This is a genomic window from Rhodoplanes elegans (genome assembly GCF_016653355.1).
Taxonomy (GTDB): Bacteria; Pseudomonadota; Alphaproteobacteria; order Rhizobiales; family Xanthobacteraceae; genus Rhodoplanes; species Rhodoplanes elegans.
Window position 1 is genome coordinate 47,633 of sequence record NZ_NHSK01000069.1, and the last position, 10,730, is coordinate 58,362.

Below are 10,730 nucleotides of genomic sequence, written 5' to 3' on the forward strand. Positions count from 1 at the left end.
AGGGTCGGTAAAGCCGTTTCGCCGGCGATCACGCAACAGTGTCCGGGCCGCACGAGACCGGGCGGCGGGCCGGAGAGACCGTGCGGCAGGGCCCGGCGCCGCGCGGCGGCGCGCCGACGGCTCAGAACGGGTTCCAGGTCGATTGCGGCGTGAACTTCAGGTAGCCGATGCTGGCCCCCAGCCGCAGCCCGACGCCGGAACGGATCGGCACCACCACGACATTGTTCGCGGTCAGGGCCGTCATGCCGAGCCCGCCGATGAAGTAGGCGGAGCCGTCGATGCCGCCGAAGCGCTGGTAGATCGCCTCGGTCGCCGGCAGGTTGTAGATCAGCATCATGGTGCGGGCGCCTTCGCCCCCCACGTCCCAGCCGAACGACGGGCCCTGCCAGTACACCTTCAGGTCGCCGGCGTTCTTGGTGTAGAGCACGCCCTCGCCGTAGCGCAGGCCGCCGAAGAAGGCGCCGCCGCCCTCCTCGCCGAGCACGTAGCCGTTGGGCAGGCCCCACTGGCTGGCGGCGCGCTCGACCAGGGTCGCCAGGCTGCGCGAGACGCCGCCGAAGAAGCGATGGCCGGCCGAGACGATCTCGCCGGTCGAGAAGGTGTCGTTGCGCTGCGGATGCGCCGGCACCGGCTGGCTCTGCGCGAAGGCCCGGGTGGGCATGGCGCAGGCCAGGGAGACCCCCGCGGCAAGGGCCACCGCGGCCGCGATCCGACGCCAAGCTGTGCGCATGTCCGACCTTTCCGACAACTCGACCCGTTTTTATCGAAGCGCGCTAACGGGATGATCACGAAGTCACGCTAGGACTGTCTCATCCGAATCGAGAGAGCTTCCGGCAACAGTATGACGCCACGGCGGCGAACCCTGCAAACTGCGCGCGTTCTCGCGGTCCTCGTCGTCTCGGTCCTCGCAGTCGCGTTCGCCCCGGCGGGCGGTCCGCTGGCGGCGACCAGCGAGCGCGTCGTCACCGACCGCTATTCCGGCCTCGCCCTCGCGGGCTTCGACCCGGTCGCCTACTTCGTCGACGGCCAGCCCGAGCTCGGCCGTCCCGAGTACGAGTACGATCACCACGGCATCGTCTGGCGCTTCCGCAACGAGGGCAACCGCAACGCCTTCGCGGACAATCCCGGCGTCTACGGGCCGCTGTTCGGCGGCTACGATCCGGTCGGCGTCGCCCGTGGCGTGTCGCGCCCCGGTCATCCCGAGATCTTCCTCGTCGTCCGCGGCCGGCTGATGCTGTTCTACAGCGAGACGGCCCGCTCGAAGTTCCTGGCCGACCCGGTCGGGGTGCTGACCGATGCCCAGTCCCACTGGCCGAAGGTGCAGTCGCAGCTCGCCCGGTGATCCGGCGCCGTCGCCGACGCTTCCGGTCTCCATCGCGCCGGCGGCCCGCCGCCCCGATCACCGATCGGGCGGCGGCGGAGCCCCCCAGGCGACGAAGCCCGACACCAGAAAGCCTCCGGGACCATCCCCGTAGAGCAGCGGCGTGCCGTCCGGCCGCAGCACGGCGCCGCCGGCGGCCGCCAACACCGCGTCGCCCGCCGCCACGTCCCACTCCCGCACCGGCGCAAAGCGCGGATAGACGTCGGCCGTGCCCTCGGCCAGCAGCCCGAACTTCAAGGCCGATCCGCGCGGTATCCGCGCGACGACGCCGTGCGCGACAAGGAACCGGTCGCTCTCCGGATCGAGATGCGACCGGCTCACCGCCGCGACGAGGCCGTCGGCGGGCGGTCGCCGGGTCCGGATCGGCACCGCCGCACCGTCCTGGGCACCCGCCGGCAGGGCGACGCGCTCGGCGCCGTGCCCGACCCGGCCGCGGTAGAGAACTCCGGATCGGGGAACGAAGACCACGCCGGCGACGGGCCGGCGATTCTGCACCAGCGCGATGTTGACGGCGTAATCGCCGTTGCCGGCGACGAACTCGCGGGTGCCGTCGAGCGGATCGACCAGGACGAAGGGCGCGTCGCCGAAGTCGCGTCCGGCATTGTCGTCGCTTTCCTCCGACACCACCGGGACGCCCGGCAGCAGCCGGGCGAGGCCGCTCAGGATCACGTCCTGGGCGGCCTGGTCGGCCGCCGTCACGGGCGAATGGTCGGCCTTCTCGGTGACCCCGAGCGGCCCGCGGGCGACCTCGATGATGGCGTGACCGGCCTGCGATACCAGCGCCGACAACGCGGCGATCAAGCCGTCGTCGAGCAGGTCGTCGCGGGCGGAGCAACGGGCGGCGTCGCGGGCGTCTCGGGTCGGCTCCATCGGGTCGGTCCGGCGAGTTCAACAGTGGTTTGCGTTGTCGCTCAGGGCCGGTGTATCACATCGCACCACCGCGGCGCGGCGCCGATTCGGTGGCCCCCGCGGAGACCAGACCCGATGTCCAGCGCAGTGCCCGGCAGCACCGTGCCCTCCAGCACCGTGACGCTCGACCCGCTCGATCTCACCGCCCTGCTGTGCTCGCGGGTCTGCCATGACCTGATCAGCCCCTCGGGAGCGATCGTCAACGGCCTCGAGGTCCTGGAGGACGCCCAGGACGAGGAGACAAAGACCTTCGCGCTCGACCTCATCAAGAAGAGTGCCGGGCGCGTCTCGGCCCGGCTGCAGTTCTGCCGGCTCGCCTTCGGTGCCTCCGGCTCGGCCGGCGCCCAGATCGATCTCGGCGACGCCGAGAAGGTGGCCCGCGGCGCCCTCGAGGACGAGAAGGTCAAGCTCTCCTGGAGCCTGCCGCGGCTCCTGCTGCCGAAGAACCGGGTCAAGCTGGTGCTCAACCTGCTGCTGCTCGCCGGGCAGACGATTCCGCGCGGCGGCACGCTCGCCATCGACCCGGTCGGCGCCGGCGAGGCCATGGGCTTCCGGGTGGAGACGCGCGGCATGAACGCGCGCGTGCCGCAGCATCTGCCTCGGCTGGTCGCCGGCACGCCCGAGGACCCGGCCCTCGATGCGCACGCAGTCCAGCCCTTCTATGCCGGCCTGCTGGCGCGGGCCTGCGGGCTCGACGTCGCCTTCGCCGTGGAGGGCGAGGCGGTCGTGATCACGGCGGTCGCGCCGGCCGGAGCCGGTGCCGAGCCGGTGGCGAGCGTCGGCTGAACCCCCTCGTACGAAAGGGTTATTTCAAGCCTTTCCGAGTGTTAGTCGAGCCGCGCGAGCCCGGCGCCGCGCAAATTATTTTGCCGCCCGCGAGCCGCTGCCAACCCCCTTAAGGCGAGCTTAACGGCGCCGCTGGCGTCGCGATATTCCCTCTAATTTTCAACAATTCCGATCCTCCGTCGCGGACGTCGCGAGGGCGCTGCGTGGCGATTGCCCGCATCCCGAGCGCAAATACGACGACAAGAAGCGTGTTTCCGCGACCTCGTCCGCAACGAAACTTAAACGCTTTCCCAAGAGACTGCATTCGCTCCCGAATTCCTCTCCGGGCTGCGCGGGCCTGTAACGCGAGTTTTATCCGATGGACGACTTGCTCCGGGAATTCCTGACCGAGACGAATGAAAGCCTCGATGTCGTCGACGTCGAACTCGTTCGTTTCGAGCAGGATCCAAACAACGCCAAAATCCTCGACAACATCTTCCGGCTCGTCCACACGATCAAAGGAACCTGCGGGTTCCTCGGGCTGCCCCGGCTCGAAGCTCTGGCGCACGCCGCCGAGACGCTGATGGGCAAGTTCCGCGACGGCACGGCCGTCACGGGCGAGGCCGTGACCCTCATCCTCTCGACCATCGACCGGATCAAGTCGATCCTGGACGATCTCGAGCAGAACCAGGAAGAGCCGTCCGGCCAGGACCGCGATCTGATCGACGAGCTCGAGCGGCTCGCCATCAACGCTCCGGCGCCCGCCAAGGCGGCCGAAGCGCCGGCGCCCGCCGCCGCAGCCCCGGCCGCAAAGGCGGCCGATGTCACCCAGGGCGAGCTGACCTATCAGGTGCTGGAGCGCCAGCTGCGTCCGGGCGAGGTGTCGCTCGACGAGCTGGAGCGCGCCTTCCGCGAGACCCCCGGGCCGACCTTCAATCCCGACATGGCGCAGACGACCTCGGCCGCCAAGGCCGCCGCCGCGCTCGCCGCCAAGGCGACCGAGCCCAAGGGCGACGACGACAAGAGTGGCGACGGCAAGGTCGCGAACCAGTCGATCCGCGTCAACGTCGAGACGCTCGAGCACCTGATGACGATGGTGTCCGAGCTGGTGCTGACCCGCAACCAGCTGCTCGAGATCGTCCGTCGTCACGAGGACAGCGAGTTCAAGGTGCCGCTGCAGCGGCTCTCCAACGTCACGGCCGAGCTGCAGGAAGGCGTCATGAAGACGCGCATGCAGCCGATCGGCAACGCGTGGCAGAAGCTGCCCCGCATCGTGCGCGATCTCGCCACCGAGCTCGGCAAGCAGATCGAGCTCGAGATGCACGGCGCCGACACCGAGCTCGACCGCCAGGTGCTCGACCTGATCAAGGACCCGCTGACCCACATGGTCCGCAACTCGGCCGACCACGGCCTCGAGTCGCCGGCCGAGCGGCGCGCGCTGGGCAAGCCGGACAAGGGCACGATCCGCCTCTCCGCCTATCACGAGGGCGGCCACATCATCATCGACATCTCGGACGACGGCCGCGGCCTGAACACCGAGAAGATCAAGGCCAAGGCGATCTCGAGCGGGCTCGCCACCGAGGCCCAGATCGAGAAGATGAGCGAGGCGCAGATCCACAAGTTCATCTTCGCGCCGGGCTTCTCGACCGCCGCCAAGGTGACGAGCGTGTCGGGCCGCGGCGTCGGCATGGACGTGGTGCGCTCCAACATCGACCAGATCGGCGGCACCGTCGACGTCAAGTCGGTGGCCTGCTCCGGGTCGAGCTTCGTCATCAAGATCCCGCTGACGCTGGCCATCGTCTCGACCCTGATCGTCGAGGCCGGCGGCGACCGCTTCGCCATCCCGCAGCTCTCGGTCGTCGAGCTGGTGCGCGCCCAGACCAACTCCGAGCACCGCATCGAGCGGATCAAGGACACCCCGGTCCTGCGTCTGCGCAACAAGCTCCTCCCGCTGATCCGGCTCAAGAGCCTGCTCAAGATGGACGAGGGCGAGGTGCAGTCGACCGACGACGCCGAGAACGGCTTCATCGTGGTGACGCAGGTCGGCACTCAGACCTTCGGCATCGTGGTGGACGGCGTCTTCCACACCGAGGAAATCGTGGTCAAGCCGATGTCGAGCAAGCTGCGCGACATCGCGATGTTCTCCGGCAACACCATCCTGGGCGACGGCTCGGTGATCATGATCATCGATCCGAACGGCATCGCGCGTGCGCTCGGCACCATCGCCACCACGCAGGCGCAGTCCGAGGATGGCAACGCCGTGCAGCATCACGTCGGCCAGGACAACACGACCTCGCTGCTCGTCTTCCGGGCCGGCTCGCCGGAGCCCAAGGCGGTGCCGCTGTCGCTGGTCACCCGGCTCGAGGAGATCGACGCCACCAAGATCGAGATCTCCAACGGTCGTCGCCTGGTCCAGTACCGCGGCCAGCTGATGCCGCTGGTCCGGGTCAACGACGAGGTCCAGATCCGTACCCAGGGCACCCAGCCGCTGCTCGTCTTCTCCGACGACGGCCGCTCGATGGGCCTCGTCGTCGACGAGATCGTCGACATCGTCGAGGACAACCTCAACATCGAGGTGTCGAGCGAGGTCCCGGGCGTGCTCGGCTCGGCCGTGATCAAGGGCCAGGCCACCGAGGTGCTCGACATGGGCTACTTCCTGCCCATCGCCTTCGAGGACTGGCTGCGTCGCAAGGACAAGGCGCTCGGCGGGCCGGTGATCCGCACCCTCCTGTTCGTCGACGACTCGGCGTTCTTCCGCAACATGCTGACGCCGGTCCTCAAGGCGGCCGGCTATCAGGTCACCACGGTCGGCGCCGCCCAGGAGGCGCTCGAGGTTCTCAAGTCCGGCAAGCGGATCGACGTCGTCGTCACCGACATCGACATGCCGGGCATGAACGGCTTCGAGCTCGCCCAGGCGGTGACCAACGACCCGGAGACCAAGGACGTCCCGATCATCGCCCTGTCGGGCCTGACCTCGCCCGAGGCGATCGAGCGCGGACGCGAGGTCGGCTTCCACGACTTCGTGGCCAAGTTCGATCGGCCCGGCCTGATCGCCGCCCTGAAAGAGCAGACCGCCCACGCCGAGGCCGCGTGATGGAGACGAGGATGGCGAACGACAACACTTCGAGCGACCAGCTCACCGAATACGTCACCGTCATGCTGGGCGAGCAGCTCTTCGGGCTGCCGATCTCGCGGGTGCAGGACGTGTTCATGCTCGAGCGTCTGACCCGTGTTCCGCTCTCGCAGCCGGAGATCGCCGGCGTGCTGAACCTGCGCGGCCGCATCGTCACGGCGATCGACATGCGTCGCCGGCTCGGCCTGCCGAAGCGCAACGACGGCAAGAAGCCGATGGCGATCGGCATCGAGTCGAAGGGCGAGTCCTACGGCCTGCTGATCGACTCGGTCGGCGAGGTTCTCAAGCTCGACGAGACGGCCCGCGAGCCGAACCCGGTCAATCTCGATGCGCGGCTCGCCCGCGTGTCGGCAGGCGTCCACCGGCTCGAGGGGCAGCTCCTGGTCGTCCTCGACGTCGACCGGGTGCTCGACATGGGCGAGGCCATCGCGGCCTGAGCCGAGGCGTTCAACGATTGCGGCTGCGCCGGCGGTACGATCGCGGCCGGGGCACGAGAGAGACGAGGCACGCGATGAAGACTTGTCTGGTTGTCGACGACTCGAGCGTCATTCGCAAGGTGGCGCGGCGTATCCTGGAAGGCATGGACTTCGCCATCACCGAAGCCGAGGACGGCCAGGAGGCACTCGACGCCTGCCAGCGCGAGCTTCCCGACGCGGTCCTGCTCGACTGGAACATGCCGCGCATGGACGGCTACGAGTTCCTGCGCACGCTGCGGCGCATGCCGGGCGGCGATCGTCCGAAGGTGGTGTTCTGCACCACCGAGAACGAGGTCGCGCAGATCGCCCGCGCCCTCCACGCCGGCGCCGACGAGTACATCATGAAGCCGTTCGACAAGGACATCGTCGCGGCGAAGTTCCAGGAAGTCGGCCTCGTCGCCGCCGATCCGGTCCGGACCTGATCGGCGCGTCCCCGTAGGGACGCTCCACATTCGCAATCCATCCCTGTCGTCTCTTCGGACGTAACCGAGTATCTCGTGTTATGGCACTCGCCGTCACATCCACGTCCAGGGCATCGACCGCCACCGGCGACCGGGTTCGGGTCATGGTGGTCGACGATTCGGTCGTGGTGCGCGGCCTGATCTCCCGCTGGCTCGAGGAACAGCCCGACTTCGAGGTCGTCGCCTCGCTGCGCACGGGCCAGGAAGCGGTCGACCAGGTCGAGAAGCTCGATCCGGACGTCGCGATCCTCGACATCGAGATGCCCGTGCTCGACGGGATCTCGGCCCTGCCGCTGCTGCTCGCGAAGAAGCGCGATCTCGTCGTGATCATGGCGTCCACGCTGACGCTGAAGAACGCCGAGGTCAGCCTGAAGGCGCTCTCGCTCGGTGCCGCCGACTACATCCCGAAGCCGGAGACGGCGCGCGGCGTCACCACCTCGGCCGACTTCAAGCGCGATCTCGTCGAGAAGGTCCGCCAGCTCGGCCAGCGTCGGCGGCGGATGCGCGGTCCGCGTCCGGCGACGCCGGCGGCGCCGGCCCATCCCGACACGCGCCTCGCCGGCGGCGGCGCCCGTCCGTCCGTCGCGCCGCTCGCGCACACGATCGAGAGGACGGCGGCCCTCAAGCTGCGGCCGTTCTCGCACACCATGCCGCGCGTGCTGCTGATCGGCTCCTCGACCGGCGGCCCGCAGGCTCTCAACGAGGTGATCGCGCAGCTCGGCCGCGTGATCGATCAGGTACCGGTGCTGATCACCCAGCACATGCCGCCGACCTTCACCACGATTCTGGCCGAGCATCTGTCACGCGCCAGCGGTCGCACGGTCCGGGAAGCCCAGGATGGGGAACCGGTCGTCGCGGGTCGCGTCTACGTCGCTCCCGGTGCCATCCACATGCAGGTGGCGCGGCGCGACGGAAACCCGGTGATCGTCCTGCGCGACGGTCCCCTGGTGAACTTCTGCAAGCCCGCCGTCGACCCGCTGCTGTCGACGGCCGCGCAGGTCTGGGGAGGGGCGACGCTGTGCGTCATCCTCACCGGAATGGGATCGGACGGGGCCAAGGGGGCGGCCGAGCTCGTCGCCGCAGGCGGCAGCGTCATCGCTCAGGACGAAGCCTCGAGCGTCGTGTGGGGAATGCCGGGGGCTGTCGCCCAGGCGGGATTGTGCTCCGCAATCCTGCCGCTGGGGCAGATCGCCCAGAAAGTAACGCGTATTTTCTCGGGAGAGCGCTCGTGACGCCGTTCGACTACGACTACCTGCGAAAGCTGCTCAAGGACAGGTCCGGCCTCGTGCTCTCCGCCGACAAGGAGTACCTTGTCGAGAGTCGCCTGCTGCCGATCGCGCGCAAGAACAATCTCGGCGGACTCAGCGAGCTCGTGCAGAAGCTGAAAGGTCCGGGTTCGGAGAGCCTGCTGGTCGCCGTCGTCGAGGCGATGACCACGAACGAGACCTTCTTCCTGCGCGACAAGGTGCCGTTCGATCACTTCCGCAACTCGATCATCCCGTCGCTGCTGAAGTCGCGCGAGGCCAAGCGCAAGCTGCGCATCTGGTGCGCCGCCGCCTCGACGGGCCAGGAGCCGTACTCGCTCGCGATGTGCCTGAAGGACATGGGCTCGCGGCTCGACGGCTGGCGCATAGAGATGATCGCCACCGACCTCTCGATGGAGGTGCTCGACAAGGCCAAGGCCGGCGTCTACTCGCAATTCGAGGTGCAGCGCGGCCTGCCCATCCAGATGCTGCTGAAGTACTTCACGCAGACCGGCGAGACCTGGCAGATCTCCTCCGAGATCCGCTCGATGGTGCAGTACCGCACGCTGAACCTGCTCGGCGACTTCACCAGCCTCGGCCCGTTCGATCTCGTGTTCTGCCGCAACGTGCTGATCTATTTCGACCAGACCACCAAGGTCGACGTGCTGGAGCGGATCCGCAAGATCACCGAGCCGGACGGCTTCCTGGTGCTCGGCGCCGCCGAGACCGTGGTCGGCCTCACCGACGCGTTCAAGCCGGTGCCGGACCAGCGCGGCGTCTACGCGCCGAACGCCGCCTCGGCGGCCGGCCGGCCGGCCGGCTTCGCGATGCCGGCCACCCAGCGCCTCGCCGCCAATTTCGGCGCCCCGCGCTGATCAGTTCGGTTTACTCGCGGTCCAGAAAGGACCGCGAAAATCCCCCCGACGAAGACGCCCGGCGCAAGCCGGGCGTTTTTGTTTGGTGGGCGGCGTGCGCGAATGCGATGGCGCGCCGCTATGGCGTGCCGTTGCCGCTCGGGGAGCTGGCGGGCATTTCGGGGACGGCTTCGATCAGGCGGCCGGAGGCGAGGACCGGGGTGGAGGGGCCGTCGATCGGCGAGCCGGCCTCGGCCTCGAGCGACACCGCGTAGACGGCGTCGGCGACCACGTCCGGCGGAAAGTCCGCGACCGCCGGCACGATGGTGAACTCGGCGGTGCCGAGCAGGCCGAGCGAGCGCGGCGCCGGATACTTGTCCGAGACCAGCCACAGCTCGTAGCGCTTGTCGCCCTCGTCGGCGGCCTTGACGCGGCGGACCATCAGGCTCTTGCGGTCGGGCTGCAGCGACACGATGAACGCCGGCGTCGTGCCCTCGGCCTGCAGCACCGCGACATGGCGGGCCGGGTCGGTCGCCGGCGCGGCGGGGGCCGGGGGCGGCGCGACCGGGACCTCGACGGTGCGCACCACCTCGCGCACCTCGACCCGCCCCGGGACGAGGCGCAGCTCCGGCGGCAGCCAGTCGGGGGCGAGCACTGCCGTCGCGGCGAGGCCGGCGAGCGCCAGCACGAAGGCGAGGAGCCCCACCGCGACGCTGCGCCAGCGCTGCACGCTGCGCACCAGCCGCCGCACCGTCGCGTCGTCGCCGGCGGCGGGCAGCGGGACCAGCGCGCCGCCGGTGGAGCCTTCCAACGGTCCGGACGCCGGTCCGAGGTCGGGCCCGCCGGCCGGACCGCGCGGATAGCCCGGCACCACGGCGTCGTCGTCCGGGAGGATCTTGATGTCGGGCGCCTTGCCGGCGCCGAAGCTCCCGTCCGCGTCCACGGCGCGGAGCTCGACGGCAGGGACGTCGATCTCGCGGGCGACCTTGTCGGGGGCGACGCCGGCGCGGGCGACGTCGTCGCCAGCGGCGGCGACCGGCGCAGGCTTGTCGTCTCGGCTCGATGCCGCGGGCAAAACGGCGGCCGAGGTGTCGGCCGCCGCGGCATTGCGACCGCCGGCGTCGTTCGGTGTGGGGCGGGGCGGCGCCGTCTCGGCAGCCGGCATCCCGGCCGCCACCGAAGGCGTCACGCGGCCGTCGGTCTCCGCGAGCGGCATCGCCAATGCCTCGGCGACGGCGCGCAGCACATCGGGCGGCGATGCGGCCGGTTCGGGCGTCGGCTCGAAGGCCGGTTCGTGGGCCGGCTCCAGCGGCGGCGCCGACGGCGCAGCCGAGCCTAAGACCTCTGGAGCGATCAGCTCGGCCGGGATCGGCGCAAATGGGGGCGGCGGGGAGGGGGCTGGCGTCGCCGGTGCGACCGGCTCAGCGATCGGGACCTCGGGCGCGGCCGGCACCGGCAGCTCGGTTGGTCCGGGCGTGACGTCGGCCGGCGGAATCGCCGGCCGACG

At 69.8% G+C, this 10,730-nt stretch carries 10 protein-coding genes; 7 read left to right on the forward strand and 3 right to left on the reverse strand.

Annotated features, from left to right (window positions below):
- Positions 1 to 121: 121 nt before the first annotated feature.
- Entirely contained in the window at positions 122 to 730 is a 609-nt protein-coding gene (locus CCR97_RS07195; RefSeq protein WP_170146086.1) for a DUF1134 domain-containing protein, read from the reverse strand.
- Positions 731 to 841: 111 nt separating this feature from the next.
- Here CCR97_RS07195 and CCR97_RS07200 point away from each other — a divergent pair, with 111 nt between their 5' ends.
- Positions 842 to 1,342: a YHS domain-containing (seleno)protein gene (locus CCR97_RS07200; protein ID WP_244670318.1), complete on the forward strand. Its 501-nt coding sequence runs from the start codon at positions 842 to 844 to the stop codon at positions 1,340 to 1,342.
- A gap of 57 nt (positions 1,343 to 1,399) precedes the next feature.
- On the opposite strand, the gene CCR97_RS07205 is transcribed toward CCR97_RS07200, so the two are convergent.
- Entirely contained in the window at positions 1,400 to 2,251 is an 852-nt protein-coding gene (locus tag CCR97_RS07205) for a 3'(2'),5'-bisphosphate nucleotidase CysQ family protein (protein WP_111359295.1), read from the reverse strand.
- Between the two features lie 114 nt (positions 2,252 to 2,365).
- On the opposite strand from CCR97_RS07205, the gene chpT reads away from it, so the two are divergent.
- The 6 genes from chpT (at position 2,366) to CCR97_RS07235 (ending at position 9,244) form a co-directional block, all read left to right on the forward strand.
- A complete protein-coding gene (gene chpT / locus CCR97_RS07210) occupies positions 2,366 to 3,076 on the forward strand; it encodes a histidine phosphotransferase ChpT (RefSeq protein ID WP_111359294.1) in 711 nt (236 codons plus the stop codon).
- Positions 3,077 to 3,434: 358 nt separating this feature from the next.
- Positions 3,435 to 6,149 carry a hybrid sensor histidine kinase/response regulator gene (locus CCR97_RS07215; protein ID WP_111359293.1) on the forward strand — a complete coding sequence of 905 codons (2,715 nt, stop codon included), beginning with the start codon at positions 3,435 to 3,437 and terminating at the stop codon, positions 6,147 to 6,149.
- A gap of 11 nt (positions 6,150 to 6,160) precedes the next feature.
- Positions 6,161 to 6,625 (forward strand): chemotaxis protein CheW, encoded by a 465-nt coding sequence (locus CCR97_RS07220; RefSeq protein ID WP_111359292.1) that lies wholly within the window; start codon positions 6,161 to 6,163, stop codon positions 6,623 to 6,625.
- A 74-nt stretch (positions 6,626 to 6,699) separates the two neighbouring features.
- Entirely contained in the window at positions 6,700 to 7,086 is a 387-nt protein-coding gene (locus tag CCR97_RS07225) for a response regulator (protein WP_111359291.1), read from the forward strand.
- A gap of 80 nt (positions 7,087 to 7,166) precedes the next feature.
- On the forward strand, positions 7,167 to 8,357 hold the full coding sequence (locus CCR97_RS07230) for a protein-glutamate methylesterase/protein-glutamine glutaminase (RefSeq protein ID WP_201159412.1): 1,191 nt from the start codon (positions 7,167 to 7,169) through the stop codon (positions 8,355 to 8,357).
- Positions 8,354 to 9,244, forward strand: a complete 891-nt coding sequence (locus tag CCR97_RS07235; RefSeq protein WP_111360621.1) for a CheR family methyltransferase — start codon at positions 8,354 to 8,356, stop codon at positions 9,242 to 9,244. The genes CCR97_RS07230 and CCR97_RS07235 overlap by 4 nt, the downstream gene beginning before the upstream one ends.
- Before the next feature lie 118 nt (positions 9,245 to 9,362).
- Here the strand turns inward: CCR97_RS07235 and CCR97_RS07240 are convergent.
- Positions 9,363 to 10,730 (reverse strand): anti-sigma factor domain-containing protein (locus CCR97_RS07240; protein WP_201159413.1); only part of this gene is annotated, 1,368 nt, incomplete at its 5' end.

What these genes read in the sequence shown, in the direction of transcription:
- CCR97_RS07230 (WP_201159412.1), top strand. Translation starts at nt 7,167, where the DNA reads ATGGCACTCGCCGTCACATCCACGTCCAGGGCATCGACCGCCACCGGC.
- CCR97_RS07215 (WP_111359293.1), top strand. Translation starts at nt 3,435, where the DNA reads ATGGACGACTTGCTCCGGGAATTCCTGACCGAGACGAATGAAAGCCTC.
- CCR97_RS07195 (WP_170146086.1), bottom strand. Translation starts at nt 730, where the DNA reads ATGCGCACAGCTTGGCGTCGGATCGCGGCCGCGGTGGCCCTTGCCGCG.
- chpT (WP_111359294.1), top strand. Translation starts at nt 2,366, where the DNA reads ATGTCCAGCGCAGTGCCCGGCAGCACCGTGCCCTCCAGCACCGTGACG.
- CCR97_RS07205 (WP_111359295.1), bottom strand. Translation starts at nt 2,251, where the DNA reads ATGGAGCCGACCCGAGACGCCCGCGACGCCGCCCGTTGCTCCGCCCGC.
- CCR97_RS07220 (WP_111359292.1), top strand. Translation starts at nt 6,161, where the DNA reads ATGGCGAACGACAACACTTCGAGCGACCAGCTCACCGAATACGTCACC.
- CCR97_RS07200 (WP_244670318.1), top strand. Translation starts at nt 842, where the DNA reads ATGACGCCACGGCGGCGAACCCTGCAAACTGCGCGCGTTCTCGCGGTC.
- CCR97_RS07225 (WP_111359291.1), top strand. Translation starts at nt 6,700, where the DNA reads ATGAAGACTTGTCTGGTTGTCGACGACTCGAGCGTCATTCGCAAGGTG.